Origin of the sequence: Salipiger bermudensis HTCC2601, from assembly GCF_000153725.1 — a bacterium.
Taxonomy (GTDB): domain Bacteria; phylum Pseudomonadota; class Alphaproteobacteria; order Rhodobacterales; family Rhodobacteraceae; genus Salipiger; species Salipiger bermudensis.
The window spans coordinates 169,469-185,842 of record NZ_DS022277.1; the positions used below are offsets into that span (position 1 = coordinate 169,469).

Consider the following 16,374-nt stretch of genomic DNA (forward strand, 5'->3'; position numbering starts at 1 on the left):
GATGTGCAGCGGCCGGGCAGACTCCGAGTGTCGATAGACCCACCGTGGCGCAGCCTGTTGCAGGAAGCGTCGTTCTCGCGCGGGTCTGGCCAGCGCAGTGCAGGGGCCGACAGAAGATCGGCCCCCACCATGGCAGGTCTTGCGACCCAGAAGGGCATGGCTGCGGTGACGAGGGCGTTCGCACAAGCCGCCCACACCGGGATCGCCCCCTGTGCTTAGGCCTCTGCCGCGTCGTCATTCGGCCAGAGCACGTCGAGCTCGGACCGGCTGATGCGCCAGGCGCCATTCACGCGGACGTAGCTGTCGACGTAACGCCCCAGCAACAGGAAGGGATGCTGCGTACCGGGACGGTCGGTCACGAAATCGAGCAGGTAGCAACTGCCGGTCGCAGTATCGCGGCCGGTCAGGGTGATCTCGTGGTTGGCAATGGCGTGCACGAAGGGGAAATGCCCGGCCTTGCGGCTATCGAACATCTGGTAGGCGCCGCGCAGGCTGGTCTTGATCTCGTCGAGGCCCTTCATCGACCCAACCGTGACGATCACCTCGGCGTCATCGGTGAAAACCTCGCCAATACGGTCGGCCTGATTGCCGTCCAAGAGCGCGCTGTAGTGTTGGCGCAGGGCGCGGATGTCTTCGCGGTCCAGCATCGCGCTGATGCGGTCTTCGCGGCGGGTGTCTATCACGGACGCGTGGCTCATATCATTCATCGATCTTGTCTTTCTCTTCGTCCCAAGTGGGGAAATCGGTGTACCCGGCAGCGCCGTTGCCGCCGTAGAACGCCTCGCGCGACGGCGTGTTGATCGGCCAGCCGTTCTGCATCCGCTCGACGAGGTCGGGGTTGGCGATGAAGGGCTTGCCGAAGGCGATGAGGTCCAGCGCGCCGTCCTTGAGCGCCTGCTCGCCGGTCTCCTGCGTGAAGCCGCCTGCGGCGATCAGCGTGCCGGTGAAGGTCTTGCAGAACTGCGAGGGGAAGCCCGCGGGCATCGCCTCGCCGCCGATGGTTAGCTGGTCGCTGAGGTGAACGTAGGCGGGCTGCCGCGCTTCGAGCGCCTCGGCAAGGGCGAGCCAGGTGTCGGCCTCGCCTTCGTATCCCTGCATCCCCGACAGCCGCCCGAACGGCGAAATGCGCACGCCCACGCGGTTCATGCCGATCTCGGCTGCGACGGCGTCGATGGTCTCCAGCAGGAAGCGCATGCGGTTCTCGATGCTGCCGCCGTAGCGGTCGGTGCGCAGGTTGGAGTTGGCGTTCAGGAACTGCTCGAACAGGTAGCTGTTGGCGCCGTGGATCTCGACCCCGTCAAAGCCGGCACGAATGGCGCGTTTGGCCGCCATCACGAAATCGGCGGTGACGCGGGCGACCTCCTCGGTTTCAAGCGCGCGCGGCGTCGAGGCGGGCTGCTGGCCCGGCTCTCCGTCCGGCCCGGTGGCGAAGGAGAACGCGGCCTCGCCGCGCTGTGCGGAGGCCGAGACCGGCGCAGCTCCGTCCGGTTGCAGCGACGTGTGCGACACCCGACCAACGTGCCAGAGCTGCACGAAGATGCGGCCACCGCGATCATGCACGGCCTTGGTGACCTTGGCCCAGGCCGCCTCGTGTTCGTCGGTGTAGATGCCGGGAGTATAGAGATAGCCGTTGCCTTCCTGGCTGATCGGAGCGCCTTCAGTGATCAGCAGCCCGGCGCTGGCGCGCTGCGCGTAGTACAGCGCGGTATGCGCGTCGGGGGCACCGGTCGCGGCGCGGGACCGGGTCATCGGGGCCATGACGGTGCGGTTCGGCAGGGGCAGGCCCGCGAGGTCGTAGGGCGAAAAGAGTTGCGACATGGGTGGGTCCTCGAAGGAATATAAGCAGTTGGCAGGAAGACATCTGTGCCCCGGCTTCATGGCCAGCGGCGTTTCAGAGGCTTGGGGGCCTTCCTTACTGAGCGCCAATCTATTGATCCTGTCACCGAATATAATAGGATCACAGTTCCAGTCATTTCGTCCCAAGGTTCCGCAATGCCCGAGCACGATGATCCCTTCTCCGGCGTGCGCGAGTTCGTCGAGACCATGCGCAACGGCTCCTTCACCGCGGCCGGTGCGCGCCTCGGGCTGACCGGCTCTGCCGTGGGCAAAAGCGTCAGTCGTCTCGAGGCGCGGCTTGGCACGAAGCTGCTGCACCGGACCACCCGCCGGTTGTCGCTGACGCCCGAGGGACAGCGCTATTTCGATGGCTGGGTGGCGATCCTGAGCGATGTCCAGGGGCTGGAGCAATCTGTCACCGTAGGCAGCGGGCAGGTGTCGGGGCGTCTGAGCATCCATCTGCCGGCGGCCTTCGGGCGGCGTCACGTCATGCCGGTGCTGAGCCGGCTGGCCGAGGATCACCCGGCGCTCGACCTCGCCGTCAGCTTTACCGAACGACGGGTGAACCTGATCGACGAGGGGGTGGACCTCGTGGTGCGGATCGGCGCGCTGAGCGACGATGCCGATCTTGTGGCCCGCAGGCTGGGGCGTCAGCGGCTGGTGATCTGCGCCAGCCCCGCCTACCTCGCCGCGCATGGCACCCCGGCCGCCGCGGCGGCACTCACCGAGCATGACTGCATCATCGGCAGCCGGCGGGACGGTGTGCCGCCCTCATGGCTCCTGCGACAGCCCGACGGGTCCATCAGCACGCAAGCCATCCGCGCGCGGCACGAATTCAGCGACGGCGATGCCATGCTGGAGGCCACGCTGGCGGGCGCGGGGCTGTCGCAGCTGCCGACATGGCTGGTGAGTGACGCGCTGGCGTCAGGGGACTTGATCACGGTGCTGGACGATGTTTCCGGGGCCGAAATGCCGATCCACGCGGTCTGGCCACGCTCGCGCTATCTCAAGCCCGGCCAGCGCGCCCTGATCGACGCGCTGGTTGCCGACGCGGCCCGTGCAGAGGCCGGCTACTGGCTCTGACAACTCGCGCCTTGCACAAAGGCGCCTCGGCTTTGCCGCAAAAACCCCGCTCACGCGGTCCCTGACCTGACGGGGCCTGTGTCAGGCGGGGTCTACGCCCTACAATTGCGGAACCATAGGATCGACTGATCGGAAAAACCTCAGGGTTATGGATTCTGAGGGTGGGAATATGTTCGAGATCAACGCAACACCGTTGAGTCCTCTCAGGCAGGACCGCTGCAACGACCCGCCCACGCCAAGCCCCGCAAGGACCGATCCCGTGCCCCGACACTCCCGCTTCGATCCGCTGCAACAGGACCGCGGCGCCGATCCCCTCGATGCCGTTTTCGGCACGCAAGGGATGACGGTCGGCCTCGTCACACCGCTCGAAGCCTATGCCGAAAGCCCCGTGCCGACGCTGGACGGCCATGCCGCCGCGGCGCGGCGCGCCGAAGAGGCGGGGTTTGCCAGCATCTGGCTGCGCGACGTGCCCTTCTTCGACCCGAAGTTCGGCGACGCGGCGCAGATCATGGATCCGCTGGTCTACGCCGGGTTTCTCGCCGCTGAAACGCGGACCATCGCGATCGGCACCGCCGGCATCGTGCTGCCGCTGCGCGAGCCGATCGCGGTGGCGAAACAGGCCGCCAGCATCGACATGCTGACGCAGGGCCGCTTCCTCCTCGGGCTGTCGTCGGGCGACCGTCCGACAGAATACCCCGCCTTCGGCGTCCGCTTCGACAAGCGCGCCGACCGGTTCCGCGAGGCGTACAGGCTGATCCGCAAACTGCAGGACGAGGCGTTCCCGCGCGGCAAGACCCAAGGCTTCGGTACGCTGTCGGGGAATCTCGACCTGCTGCCCAAACCGCAAGGCGATCGGCTGCCGATGATTGCAGTCGGGCGCGCCGGGCAGACGGTGCCGTGGATTGCGAAGAATGCCGATGCCTGGATCTGGACGGTGGATGACCCGAAATCGGTCACGAAGATCCTGAACGAGCTGAAGGCCGCCTCCGGCAAGCGGCGCCCGCCGCCCTATGGCTATTCGACCTTCCTCGACCTCGACCGCAACCCCGATGCCCCGGCGCGGCGCGACCACAACGTGCTGCGCATCGGGCGCAAGGCACTGCTGGCACGGTTGCAGCAGCAGGCCGCGCAGGGCGTGAAACACGTAGCATTCAACCTGCGCCCGTCGCGGCGCCCGGCCGAACGCATCATCGACGAAATGGGCGCGCACATCCTGCCTGCGCTTGCCCGTCCTTCCCGCAAAAGGTGACACATGACCCATGAACTTCAAGGTCCGGAACAGGACCGCGCGGCGCTTCTGGCGTTGATCGACAGGCTTGCGGCGGCATGGTCCGGCGACAGCCCGGGCGCGCCCTCCTGGCTGGACCCCGAAGCCCGGCTGGACAGCAACCTTCACGGGCAGCTCGGCGGCGCGCAGGACATCCAGAACGCGCTTGCCGCGGACGGTCGGCAGGGTGCCTGCACCATCCGCACCAGCAACCGCTACGCCGCCGCCCACGGCGATGAGGGCGTGGCCAGCTTCTATGCCTATGGGCTGTTGCAGAACCGCAGCGACGCCCAGCAGGCGCTGCTCTTCGGCGCGACCGTGGTGCTGCGCGCGACGCGCACCGAAGGCGACTGGCAGGTGAGCCATGTCCGGATCTCAAGCAGCTGGATGCGTGGCAGCGACCGGCTTGCCGTGCACTGGCTCTTGCCGCCCAGCGATGCGGGCTGGCAGGTGGGCGACCCGCCCCCTGTTCTGGTCAGCGAACTGCATTCCCCGTGGGCGTTGCAGCCCATCGGCACGCCGCCAAGCGATCTCTTCGATGCGATTTCCGAGCTTTACAGCCGCTATTCCTTTGCCATCGACCAGGGCGACATCACCCTGCTGATCGGCAGCTACACGGACGACGTCGCGGGCGGTTTTGCCCCGATGGGCCAGTACGAAGGGCGCCACGCCGTCATCGGCCAGCTGCGCAGCTTCCGGCGGCACTGGCCGTGGATGCAGCACTTCGCCGAGCTTGTCCGGGTCGAGGCCGATCCCGATGGGCGGCACGCCAATGCCATCGTCGGCCGGATCGTGCCCGAACAACCGATGACCCCGGAAGGCAAACCGCTTTACGGCGCGCATTACCAGCTGCGTGCGCGGCGCGAAGAGGACGGCCAGTGGCGATTCTGCTGGACGGATTACCGCCCCGGCTGGTTCGACACCGACAGCATTCCCGAATTCGACATCGGCCACAGCACCGCCTGACCGGCCCGTTCCGCCATCGCCCGCGCAACGCGGGCAACCCACTCTTGTCAAAAGGATATCCCATGCGACTGAGCATCCTTGATTACGTTCCCGTCGACGAAGGCCTTGAGGCGCAGGACGCGCTGGCCGCCTCGCTGCGCCTTGCACAGACCGCCGATGCAGCCGGCCTTCATCGCTACTGGTTTTCTGAGCACCACGGCATGCCCGCCATGGTCAGCAGCGCGCCCGAGCTGATGATGGCACGCACTGCTGCCGCCACCGACACGATCCGCCTTGGCTCGGGCGGTGTGCTGCTGCCGAACCACAGCAGTTACAAGATTGCCGGGAACTTCCAGTTGCTGGAAGGCATGTTCCCGGACCGGATCGACCTTGGGCTGGGGCGCGCTCCGGGCGCCGACCAGCGCGTCACCGCCGCGCTCAACGAAGAGAAGACGAGCCAGCTGCCCTACGGCCAGAAGCTCGGCGATCTGCTGGGCTTCCTGAGCGGGCAACACCCGTCCCAGAGCCGGCATGCCGGGATGCAGGCCCTGCCGCGCACGGCCCGCATTCCGCAGACCTTCGTGCTGGGCGCCTCCGGATCCACGGCAGGGGTCGCGGCGCAGGCCGGGCTTGGCTTCACCTTTGCGCATTTCATCAATCCCGGCCCGCAGGGCGCTGAAGCGGCTGCCGCCTACCGGTCGGCCTTCCAGCCCACCGTCTTCGGCGACAAACCGTCTGTCGTCGTCGCGGTCTTTGCCGCCGTGGGTGAAACCGACGCCGAAGCAAAGCAGTTCGCCGACACCTTCCACCTGTGGCTGTCGCATGCCGAGAGCGCGCAGCCCTTCGACCGGCTTCCGTCGCTCGAGACCACGCGCAACCACGACTGGAGCATTCAGGAACGGATGGTGCGGCAGCGCAACGAAGGCCGCCTGATCTACGGCACGGCGGAGAGCGTCGCATCGCAGCTGCGGGAACTGGGCCAGGCCTATGGCACCGACGAGGTCATGGTGAACCTGATGATGCCGGGGGAAGCCGCGCGCCAGACCGCCCTGACCAGCCTCGCGCAGGCGCTCGAGGTCACCCCGCAGGCAATCCCCGCCTGATCCCCGCGCACAGCACCTCTCAGAAACATGTGCCCCGGCCAGTCGCAGGCCGGGGCGGCTTCCATTTCAAAGGGTCCGGCATGACATCCTCCTCCGACCAGCTGCGCGCGCAGCATGACGCCCTGCACCTTGCCTACCGCTGGTTCGCCTTTTTCGAAGCACCGGGCAGCGCCCTCGCGCCGCATCTTGAGATCTTTGATCCGCAGGTCAGGCTGAGCGGCCATCAGGGGCGCCACCTGTTCGCCGATGACCGCGACAGCCTTGCCGCATGGTTCGCCACGGTGCCGGGCGAGCGCAGTTCGCACCACATCCTGCATGCGGCATTCGAACCCGCCCCCCAGGGGACGTTACGGCTGAACATGCTCGTCGCCTACCAGGCGATGCGCCCGACAGGCATTCAGGGCGCCATCATCCGCTACGAGACCGAGCTGTCGCATGGGCCCGACGGCGCGCGGTTCCTCTCGCTCGACAAGACACCAATCCTGCCCGACACGCAGGCACATTTTGCGCCATCCTGGGCTGCGAACCGCGTTCTGGCGCTGGCCCATGCAGCCCTGGCCGAGCTGCCCGAGAGCGATGCGCGCCTGCGCGAGGCGCTCGGGGCGTCGACGTCGCAGCTACAGGTGCAGGCCAACGTGCCCGAGGGCAGCCTGCGCTACCACGCCCTGCTGAGCGCCGCCGGCACGGAGGCAGCAGGCGGTTGCCACCTGCTGCTGGATCTCGAGGATGATGCCTCGGCGCCGCTGCCTGCCCTGTCCCGCATCGTTCAGGCAGAACGGTCCTCGTAGCATTCTCTGGCGTGATCCTGTTTGGACCGGCGGGTGTCTGTGCACGGCCGGCAGAAAGCAGCTACGGGGCAGGCCCACTCCTCGCCCTTTCTGCCCGAGGTGCTTTCCCCATTTCCAGCTCCTCGGCGCATGGAAAGAAAGCAAAGCGTCGGCAATTCCTGAGGCAGATCAGAAACGCGGGGCGCCCCATTGCGGAGGCGCCCCGTCGAAAGCGTGTTGGCCGGCTCAGATCGCCGGAAGGCGGTCGATGAACTTGTCCATGGTCAGCGGGTAGTCGCGGACCCGGACTCCGGTGGCGTTGTAGACGCCGTTGGCGATGGCCGCCGCCACCCCGCAGAGACCCAGCTCGCCCACGCCCTTGGCCTTGAGCGGCGTTGCCACCCCATCGAGCGTGTCGAGGAAGATCACGTCCTGCTCGGGGATGTCCGCGTGCACCGCGACCTCGTAATTGGCCATGTCGTGGTTGGCAAAGAAGCCCCGGCCACGATCAAGCGCCATGTCCTCAGAGAGCGCCGCGCCGACGCCCATCACCATGCCACCGATGACCTGGCTGCGCGCGGTGATCGGGTTGATGATCCGCCCCGCGTCGCAGACCGCCAGCATCCGCCGCACCCGGGTCTCGCCGGTATAGGCATGCACACCCACCTCGACGAAATGCGCGCCGAAGGTGCCCATGGCATAGCCCTGCTGGAAGTCGCCCCACTGGATCGCGTCCTCGGCCGAGACCTCCTCGTTGATCTCAGAGAGCGCCATGTCGGTGTCGCCACCGGTGACTCGACCGCCGTTGAACGACGCCTCATCGATGCCGAGATTGCCGGCGATCTTCTCGCGCAGTGCCATGCAGGCGGCATAGACGCCCGAGGTCGAGCTCGGGGCGCCGAACTGGCCGCCGGAACCGGACGAGACCGGGTAGGCACTGTTGGCCATGCGCATCTCGACGTCGGCCACGTCCATGCCCATGGTCTCGGCGGCGGTCTGCGCGAGGATGGTGTAGGAGCCGGTGCCGATGTCGGTCATGTCGGTCTCGATGATCAGCTTGCCGCCATCGAGGATCGCCCGCGCGCCCGAGGGCAACACGAGCGCGCCGCGATAGGCCCCGGCCACGCCGTGGCCGATCAGCCAGTCACCGTCGCGCTGACCACCGGGAGTGGTGTTGCGCTCGGACCAGCCGAAGGCCTCGGCGCCCCGCTCGAGACATTCCACGAAATGTCGGTCGCTGAAGGGAATGTCGGGGTTGGCGGGGTCGACCTGCGTGTCGTTGACAATGCGAAACTGCACCGGGTCCATGTCGAGCGCCTCGGCCATCTCGTCCATGGCAATCTCGAGCGCCATCAGGCCTGACGCCTCGCCCGGAGCGCGCATGTCGGCGGTCTCGGGCAGCGGCATGTCGACCACGTGGTTCTTCACGCGGCGGCTGTCGCCGGCATAGAAGATCGGGGTCTGCGCGGTGGCGTTCTCGCCACGCCCACCGGGCAGGCAGTAGGCCGCGGCCTCGTGCCAGATGCCGGTGAGGTGACCATCCGCATTGGCAGCGAGACGAATGCGCTGCACGGTGGCCGAGCGATGGGTGGTGTTGTTCATCACCATCGGGCGCGGCAGCGCGAGCTTCACCGGCACACCAGCGGCGCGCGAGCCGAGCGCCGCCAGAACCGCGTCGGCGCGCAGCCAGAGCTTGGCGCCGAACCCGCCGCCCACGTAGGGGCTCTCGACGCGGATGCGGTCCTGGTCGATGCCGAAGGTGGTGGCGATCGACTGGTGGTTCCAGTTGATCATCTGGTTCGAGGTCCAGACCGTCATGTTCTCGCCGTCGGACCAGTCGACGGTGGAGCTGTGCGGCTCCATCATCGTGTGGCTCTCACCGGGCGTGTGATACATCTGGTCGATGACCTGTGCAGCATCGCGGAAGGCAGCGCCGACATCGCCCACCAGCGTGTCGGGCTCGCCGGTGCCCTGAACCCGCTCAAAGGCCGCGTCGAGGTCGAGGTCGGCGGGTGTGCCCTCCTCGTAATCGACCTCGATCATCGCACTCGCGGCGCGCGCCTGCTCGAACGTGTCGGCCACGATCACGGCGATGGCCTGATGATAGTGCTGCACCTCGTCGCCGCCGAACAGGCGGGCGACGTTGTTCATGCCCTTCTCGAGCGGGTCTACCTCGAGTGTGGTCACCACCGCCCGCACGCCCGGCGCGCTGCGCGCAGCCTCGGCGTCCATGCGGGTGATGCGGCCATGTCCGATGGCGGCCCCGAGCGGGTAACCGTAGAGCGCATCGGGCGCCGCGTCGTTGCGCTCATAGGCGTAGGGCGCGGTGCCGGTGACCTTGAGCGGGCCGTCGATGCGCTGCATCGGCTTGCCCACGACCTTGGCGTCGTCGAAGAGATTGCTGTCGACCGGTTGGTTGAATTCCATCTCAGGCCTCCTTCAGCATGGCGGCGAGCGTGCGCTCGGCAAGGGTGATCTTGAAGGCGTTCTCCTCGGTGGGACGGGCGCCATCGAGCAGCACCGACATCACCGCAGAGGCGCCGTTGGGCAGCTCCGCATCCGCAGCGTCCGAGCGCCACGGTTTCGGCGCGACGCCGCCAAGCGCCACGCGGCCAGAGCCGTCGGCCTGACGGACCAGCGCCACCGAAACCAGCGCGAAGGCATAGGAAGCGCGGTCGCGGACCTTGTGATACTCCTGCGTACCGCCCACCGGCGCGGGCAGCCGCACATGGGTGATCAGCTCCCCCGGCATCAGCGCGGTCTCGTCCTCGGGGGTGTCGCCCGGCAGCAGGTGGAACTCCTCGAGCGGGATCTCGCGGGTCATACCGGCGGGCGTCACCGTCTCGACCACCGCGTCGAGCGCGCGCATCGCCACCGCCATGTCGGACGGATGTGTCGCGATGCAGGCATCCGAGGTGCCGATGACGCCGAGCTGACGCGAAAACGCGCCTTCGGTCAGCGCGCCACACCCCGAGCCGGGCGCGCGCTTGTTGCAGGGCATGTTGGTGTCGTAGAAATACGGACACCGGGTGCGCTGCAGCAGGTTGCCGCCCGTGGTCGCCTTATTGCGCAGCTGGCCTGTTGCACCGGCGGCGATGGCCCGGGTCAGCAGCGGATAGTCGCGGCGGATGCGGCTGTCAGCCGAGAGCGCGGTGTTGGTGACGAGCGTGCCGACGCGCAGGCCGCCCTCCTCGGTCTCGCTGATCTCGTCAAGCCCGAGCCCGTTCACGTCGATCACGTGTAGGGGGGTCTCGATCTCAAGCTTCATCAGGTCGAGAAGATTGGTGCCCCCGGCGAGGAACTTGGCACCCTCGACCTCGGCGGCACGCGCCGCGGCAGCGGCGGGATCGGCGGGTTTTTCGTAGGAAAAGGCCCTCATGCGCTTTCCTCCGCAACTTGGGTGATGGCCGCGAGGATGTTGGCGTATGCGCCACAGCGGCAGATATTGCCCGACATGCGCTCGCGGATCTCGGCATCGGTGATGGCGATCTCGGCGGTCAGGTCGCCGGTCACGTGGGAGGGGATGCCGGCGCGGATCTCCTCGATGACCTTGCGGGCCGACTGGATCTGTCCCGGGGTGCAATAGCCGCACTGGAAGCCATCATGCTCGACGAAGGCCGCCTGCATCGGGTCCATGCTCTCGGGCTGGCCGATACCTTCGATGGTCTCGACCTCGTCGCCGTCATGCATCACCGCGAGGCTCAGGCAGGAATTGATACGCTCGCCATTCACCGTGCAGGTGCAGGCGCCGCACTGGCCGTGATCGCAACCCTTCTTGGTGCCGGTCAGTTGCAGGTGCTCGCGCAGCGCGTCGAGCAGAGTGGTGCGGTTGTCGACGGTGAGCTCACGCTCTTCGCCATTGACCGAGAGCGTAACGGTCGTGGTCTCCGGGCCTGCGGTCGCCCCCGTGGACTGTGCCGCGGCACCGCCACGATTGACGGCAGAGAAGGCTGCGGCTGCGGCGGTTCCGGCCAGAAGGGTCCGGCGGCGCAGGCTGAAATCGATGGGTGGGCTCATAAGAGTTCCTTCCTCTCGCGTGGTCGGTCGGGGCGGGAGACAGCCGCGCCGGATGATCGTGATGGGAGGAATGCTAGGGCTCGAAAGGGGAGAGCAAAGCAAATTGAGTCTCATGATGACAATCGATCGGGCTCATGAAACCAAATTGGTTTTCAGGCGTTTGTCATCGTTTGGAGCGACCGCGAAACTGCGTTGGTCGCACATGTCCTCAGGGACCCAAGGCCCTGTTCTTCCATGTCGGCAGCTGATCCGGACGCCGTTCTTTTCCTGCAGCCTGAAGGCCTCTACCGAAAGGCCCGCGCCTTTCGCGCCAGCCGCAGCGTTCCGATCTCAGCGGCGGCTCATGCCCGCGGCATGCGCCAGCAGCAGGCTGCTTTCAGAGTTCACCACGCCCGGCACGCCTCGGATCTCGCGCAGGACGGTGTCGAAGGCCACGAGGCTGCCGGTACGGATGTCGACCACCAGATCCCACGCCCCGTTTGTCGACCAGATCGTGGTGACGCCGGGGATCTTCGCCAGTGCCCGGATCACCTGATGCGACATCTGCCCCTGAAGCTCGACCATGGTGATGGCGCGGACCTCGCCCTCGACATCGACATCGGTCTCGATGGTGAAGCGCCGGATGCGTCCCGAGCGCACCAGTTGGTCGAGCCGGGTCCGCACGGTGGTGCGGGACAGGCCGGTGATGTGGGCAAGCTCGGTCACGGACCGGCGGGCATCGTCCCGCAGCGCCGAGATGAGCGCCTGGTCGGACGCGGAGAGCGCCCCTGCAGCCTCTGCCGGAGTTTGATCATTTTGCACGATCAGCTTTCCAATTTGCGCAATCTGAGAGAACAATTGATCATCAAATCCGTCGAAAATGTCAACGCAACATGGGACAAGGCCCCAAAACCGGATCATTCGCGGAAAGGACAATCGACATGCCCGGAACCTGTGCCCTGCTCGGAGCCCCCATCGAGACCGGCGCCTCGCAGCGCGGCTGCATCATGGGCCCGGCCAGCCTGCGCACCGCCGGCCTCGCCGAGGGTCTCGCCGGACTCGGCTGGGAGGTTTCGGACCGTGGTGATGTGAGCATCGCGCCGCAAGCTTCGCAGCCCCACGCCAATCCCGCCCTGCATCACCTCGCCGAGACCTCGGCCTGGATCGCCGCGCTGCACGCTGCCGCCTATGATGCCGGCGCGGCCTGCGATCTGCCGATCTTCATGGGCGGCGATCACTCCATGGCCGCGGGCACCGTGCCCGCCATGGCGCGCCGCGCGCAGGAGGCGGGCCGTCCGCTCTTTGTCCTGTGGCTCGATGCTCACCCGGACCTGCACACGCTCGAGACCAGCGAAAGCGGCAACCTGCACGGCACGCCGGTGGCCTATTTCACCGGCCAGCCGGGCTGCGATGCCTACCCAACCCTGCCCGCGACGGTCGATCCGGCCAACATCTGCATGATGGGCATCCGCTCGGTCGACGCGGCCGAGCAGGTCCGCATCCGCGAGCTTGGCGTCGAGGTCCATGACATGCGCGCCATCGACGAGACCGGCGTGCTCGAACCGCTGCGCCGCTTCCTTGACCGTGTTCGCGAGGCGAACGGCATGCTGCACGTCTCCTTCGACGTGGATTTCCTCGACCCCGCCATCGCGCCCGCGGTCGGCACCACCGTCCCCGGCGGCGCCACCTTCCGCGAGGCGCACCTGATCATGGAGACGCTCTGCGACAGCGAGCTGGTGAGCTCGCTCGATCTGGTCGAGCTCAACCCCTTCCTCGACGAACGCGGCAAGACCGCCAAGCTGATGTGCGACCTGACCGCGAGCCTGTTCGGCCGCCGCGTCATGGATCGGATGACCCGGAGTGCCTATTGATGACCGCCGATGCCGCAAAAACCGCCCCGTCCGATCTGGCCTACGTGCCCTTCGTCTCGGTCGAGAACATGATGCGCCTCGTGCACCATGTCGGCATCGAGACCTTCCTCGAGGAGCTCGCGAGCCATATCGAGGCCGATTTCAAACGCTGGCCCGAGTTCGACAAGAGCCCGCGCGTCGCCTCGCACGTGCCCGGCGGCGTGATCGAGCTGATGCCGACCGCCGACAACGCGCTTTATGGCTTCAAGTATGTCAACGGCCACCCCAAGAACACCCGCACCGGCCACCAGACCGTGACCGCCTTCGGCGTGCTCTCGGAGGTCGCCACCGGCTACCCTGTGCTGCTGACCGAGATGACGGTGCTGACCGCGCTGCGCACAGCGGCGACCTCGGCGCTGGTGGCACGCCATCTCGCGCCGAAGGATGCCAGCGTCATGGCGATGATCGGCTGCGGCGCGCAATGCGAGTTCCAGGCCATGGCCTTCCGCGCGCTCTGCGGCATCAACCGGCTGCGGCTCTACGACCTCGACCCGAAGGCTGTCGAGAAGGCCAGCCGCAACCTGACCGCGCAAGGCTTCGAGGTGACACGGTGCGGCTCGGGGCAGGAGGCGGTCGAGGGTGCGCAGGTGATCACCACCTGCACCGCAGACAAGCAATACGCCACCATCCTGACCGACAACATGGTCGGCGCGGGCCAGCACATCAACGCCATCGGCGGCGACTGCCCCGGCAAAACGGAGCTGCACCGCGATATCCTGCTGCGCGCCGAGATCTTCGTCGAATACCCCGAGCAGACCCGCATCGAGGGCGAGATCCAGGCGCTCGACCCGGACCACCCGGTCACCGAGCTCTGGCAGGTGATGCGGGGCGAGACGCCGGGGCGGCGGGATGCGAAGCAGATCACGCTCTTCGACAGCGTGGGGTTCGCGATCGAGGATTTCTCCGCCCTGCGCTACGTGCGTGACAAGGTGCAGGGCACGTCGTTTGCCGAGCCGCTCGACATGCTGGCCGACCCGGACGACCCGCGCGACCTCTTCGGGATGCTCACCCGCTCCGCCGGGTGAGCAGCGCCATGCCACGCTCCGGGCCGGAACGACCGGCCCGACGCCCATCCTGAAAGCCGGCGGGACCGGGCATCGCCTGCCGCCCCGTCGCGCCAAGGTGGGCCCGCATTCCACGCAGCTTGACACGCCCCGTGCGCTCGCAGAGATTGCGCGCAGCAAGGCATGCGCCCAGCCGGACCGAGACGGTCCCCCTCCCCCGACATTCTCGCCGCAGACGGCCTGCTCGTGGCCCGCATATCGGCGTTTGACCCGACAAGGTTCCCATGCAGCGCGCCGATGCCACGCTCGAAATCGACAGCACCACCGCCATCGCGACCTTCCGAAACTATGCCGCCGATGCCGGCCGGCCGGTGTCCGACCACGGCGAGAGCATCACCGTCGCGCTTCCTCGCGGATCCCTGACCGTGATGCCAGACGGCGCTGGCACGCGGCTGCGGATCGAGAGCCCGGACGCGGTCGCGCTGCAGCTTGCGCGCGACCTGCTGGTCTCGAAGCTGGCCTTGCAGGGCGTGGTGCCGCGCTGGCAGGAGGATCTGGCGGGTCGTCAACCCGGCAACCAGTCGCGCGCCACGGTGCTCGCGGCGCGGCGGCTGTCTCCGAATTACAGCCGCGTGGTGATCGAGGGACCGGATCTGGCGCGGTTCGCCGAAGCCGGGCTGCATTTTCGCCTGCTCTTCGGACCCGAGGGCGGCGGCTGGCCCGAGACCGACGCGGGCGGCGCCACGCGCTGGCCCGGCGGCATGACCGCCTGGCATCGCCCGGTCTACACCACGCGCGCCATCGAGGTATCGGGCGCTGCCGCGCGCATCACCTTCGACGTCTTCCGCCATGCGGGCGGTCGGGTGACCGAGTGGTGTGACCGGGTCGCGCCGGGCGCCGAGATTGCCATGACCGGCCCCGGCGGCGGCGGCCTGCCCGAAATGGCCGGCTGGATGGGGCTTGTCGGCGACGAGACTGCGCTGCCGGTGATGATCCGCATCCTCGAGGCGATGCCTGACAACACCCGTGGCGAGGCGGTGCTCTTCGTGCCCGATGCCGCCGACATCCAGAGCGTGAGGCATCCCGAGGGCGTCTCGTTGCGCTGGGTTCTGCGCGGCGGTGACGAGACCCCGCTCGCGGCCCTGAAGACGCTGAACGTGCCAGCGCAGGATCGCTATGTCTTCTTCGCGGGGGAGAAGGCGCAGGCGCTGGCGGCGCGGGCTTGGCTGCCGGAACAGGGGTTGAAGAAGGGCGAATTCATCTCCGCCGCCTACTGGTCCTGAGACCTGCGCGCCGAACGCCCGGATCCCGCGCCCCGGTTCCTGGACGAAGCACCGGGCGACGCGGGGCGCGGTGTCCGACCCGCCCGTCTCGCTGCTGCCCCTGTCGGGCAAGCTTTCGGCACAGGCGGCACGACAGGCCGCGCCCCTTAATTGACTATTCCTGTCAGAAATGCGACTCTTCCAGCGCTCAGCAAGCCGGAGGACGGCCCGCCAGGCTGCCCTCCGCCCTTTCTGTCGAGCGTTCCCCGATGACCTTCATGCCCCGCATGACCGCCGAAACCCGTGCCATCCGCACCTTGCGCCCGCTCAGCTGGCGGCGCTGGCCGGGGGTGATCGCGGATGTCTGGCACGTGCACGGAGAGGCCGGCGGCGGCGGGTTCTACAGCGCCCCGGATCCAAGGCTGGTGGTGTTTCTCGGCAGTGGCGAGGGGCTTCACCTGCGCACCGAGGATGGCAGCCCGTGGCAGAGCGATGTCTCGGTGATGTACGTGCCCGCGCATGTGCCACTGTGGAGCCGCTTCGACACGGGCGGGGATCACGCGCATCTCGACCTGCATCTCGATGCGGGCCCTCTTCAGCAGCGCCTTCGCGGCCAGCCGCGAGAGGCGCTGACACGCCCCCGCCTTGCCGGCACCACACCCCGCATCGAAACGCTCGCAAGGATGATCGCGGACGAGGTCGAGCGCCCGGGCCGGCCCGACATCTCGAGTGACGGCCTGCTCTCGGCGCTGCTTTCGGAGGTGCTCGACCTCGGGCCGCCCACCCCGGGCGGCGAGCGCGGTGGCCTGCCTCCTCACCTTCTCCAGCGGCTCGAGACTCACGCCCGCGCGGCGCTGCACCGTCGCATCCCCAGCGCCGAACTGGCCGAGGTGGCTGGGCTGTCGGAAAGCTGGCTCACCCGGGGCTTCCGCGCCAGCCGCGGACAAACGCCGCAGAAATGGCTGATGGCGCTGCGACTCGAGGCCGCCGGGGCGATGATGCCCGACCCGAAGATCAGCCTCGCCGAGATCGCCGCCGCATGCGGCTTTGCCGATCAGGCCCACCTCACACGCGCCTTCCGGGCCCGGCATGGCGAAACGCCGGGAGAATGGAGACGCAGAAGATTTGTCCCGGATGCTTCAAAGCCCGCCGGTCCTGTACAAGCGGCACGATAATATCTGATCTATTTGATCGGGAAATG

General features: G+C 67.6%; 15 protein-coding genes. 9 read left to right on the forward strand and 6 right to left on the reverse strand.

The features are described from left to right. Nucleotides 1-215 precede the first annotated feature (215 nt). Together R2601_RS20035 and R2601_RS20040 are read right to left on the reverse strand one after the other, a co-directional pair. On the reverse strand, nucleotides 216-683 hold the full coding sequence (locus tag R2601_RS20035; protein WP_254656087.1) for a nuclear transport factor 2 family protein: 468 nt from the start codon (nucleotides 681-683) through the stop codon (nucleotides 216-218). 16 nt (nucleotides 684-699) lie between these two features. Continuing rightward, a complete protein-coding gene (locus R2601_RS20040) occupies nucleotides 700-1,818 on the reverse strand; it encodes an alkene reductase (protein ID WP_007801717.1) in 1,119 nt (372 codons plus the stop codon). Between the two features lie 174 nt (nucleotides 1,819-1,992). Between R2601_RS20040 and R2601_RS20045 the strand changes: the two genes are divergently transcribed. The 5 genes from R2601_RS20045 (at nucleotide 1,993) to R2601_RS20065 (ending at nucleotide 7,022) form a co-directional block, all read left to right on the forward strand. Beyond that, nucleotides 1,993-2,919, forward strand: a complete 927-nt coding sequence (locus tag R2601_RS20045) for a LysR family transcriptional regulator (RefSeq protein WP_007801719.1) — start codon at nucleotides 1,993-1,995, stop codon at nucleotides 2,917-2,919. Nucleotides 2,920-3,088: 169 nt separating this feature from the next. Beyond that, nucleotides 3,089-4,168: a TIGR03571 family LLM class oxidoreductase gene (locus R2601_RS20050; RefSeq protein WP_110740104.1), complete on the forward strand. Its 1,080-nt coding sequence runs from the start codon at nucleotides 3,089-3,091 to the stop codon at nucleotides 4,166-4,168. 3 nt (nucleotides 4,169-4,171) lie between these two features. After that, nucleotides 4,172-5,152, forward strand: a complete 981-nt coding sequence (locus R2601_RS20055) for a nuclear transport factor 2 family protein (protein WP_007801723.1) — start codon at nucleotides 4,172-4,174, stop codon at nucleotides 5,150-5,152. Nucleotides 5,153-5,214: 62 nt separating this feature from the next. Further along, nucleotides 5,215-6,234, forward strand: coding sequence for an MsnO8 family LLM class oxidoreductase (locus tag R2601_RS20060; protein ID WP_007801725.1), 1,020 nt, complete (start codon nucleotides 5,215-5,217; stop codon nucleotides 6,232-6,234). A gap of 80 nt (nucleotides 6,235-6,314) precedes the next feature. Continuing rightward, the gene (locus R2601_RS20065; protein WP_007801727.1) at nucleotides 6,315-7,022 is read left to right on the forward strand and encodes a hypothetical protein; all 708 of its coding nucleotides are present in this window, start codon (nucleotides 6,315-6,317) and stop codon (nucleotides 7,020-7,022) included. Between the two features lie 225 nt (nucleotides 7,023-7,247). On the opposite strand, the gene paoC is transcribed toward R2601_RS20065, so the two are convergent. The 4 genes from paoC to R2601_RS20085 all read right to left on the reverse strand — a co-directional run bounded on the left by paoC (nucleotide 7,248) and on the right by R2601_RS20085 (nucleotide 11,819). After that, nucleotides 7,248-9,428 carry an aldehyde oxidoreductase molybdenum-binding subunit PaoC gene (gene paoC / locus R2601_RS20070; protein WP_007801730.1) on the reverse strand — a complete coding sequence of 727 codons (2,181 nt, stop codon included), beginning with the start codon at nucleotides 9,426-9,428 and terminating at the stop codon, nucleotides 7,248-7,250. A gap of 1 nt (nucleotide 9,429) precedes the next feature. After that, nucleotides 9,430-10,380: an FAD binding domain-containing protein gene (locus tag R2601_RS20075; RefSeq protein WP_007801732.1), complete on the reverse strand. Its 951-nt coding sequence runs from the start codon at nucleotides 10,378-10,380 to the stop codon at nucleotides 9,430-9,432. Further along, complete coding sequence (gene paoA / locus R2601_RS20080) at nucleotides 10,377-11,018, reverse strand: aldehyde dehydrogenase iron-sulfur subunit PaoA (RefSeq protein WP_007801734.1); 642 nt, start codon at nucleotides 11,016-11,018, stop codon at nucleotides 10,377-10,379. The genes R2601_RS20075 and paoA overlap by 4 nt, the downstream gene beginning before the upstream one ends. 330 nt (nucleotides 11,019-11,348) lie before the next feature. Then, nucleotides 11,349-11,819: an Lrp/AsnC family transcriptional regulator gene (locus tag R2601_RS20085; protein WP_050768492.1), complete on the reverse strand. Its 471-nt coding sequence runs from the start codon at nucleotides 11,817-11,819 to the stop codon at nucleotides 11,349-11,351. 119 nt (nucleotides 11,820-11,938) lie between these two features. Between R2601_RS20085 and rocF the strand changes: the two genes are divergently transcribed. From rocF to R2601_RS20105, 4 genes are all read left to right on the forward strand, one after another. Further along, nucleotides 11,939-12,868: an arginase gene (rocF, locus tag R2601_RS20090; RefSeq protein WP_007801737.1), complete on the forward strand. Its 930-nt coding sequence runs from the start codon at nucleotides 11,939-11,941 to the stop codon at nucleotides 12,866-12,868. Then, nucleotides 12,868-13,932, forward strand: a complete 1,065-nt coding sequence (gene ocd, locus R2601_RS20095) for an ornithine cyclodeaminase (protein ID WP_007801739.1) — start codon at nucleotides 12,868-12,870, stop codon at nucleotides 13,930-13,932. The genes rocF and ocd overlap by 1 nt, the downstream gene beginning before the upstream one ends. Nucleotides 13,933-14,195: 263 nt before the next feature. After that, nucleotides 14,196-15,194, forward strand: coding sequence for a siderophore-interacting protein (locus R2601_RS20100; protein WP_007801741.1), 999 nt, complete (start codon nucleotides 14,196-14,198; stop codon nucleotides 15,192-15,194). A 248-nt stretch (nucleotides 15,195-15,442) separates the two neighbouring features. Next, nucleotides 15,443-16,348: a helix-turn-helix domain-containing protein gene (locus tag R2601_RS20105; protein WP_007801744.1), complete on the forward strand. Its 906-nt coding sequence runs from the start codon at nucleotides 15,443-15,445 to the stop codon at nucleotides 16,346-16,348. Nucleotides 16,349-16,374 lie beyond the last annotated feature (26 nt).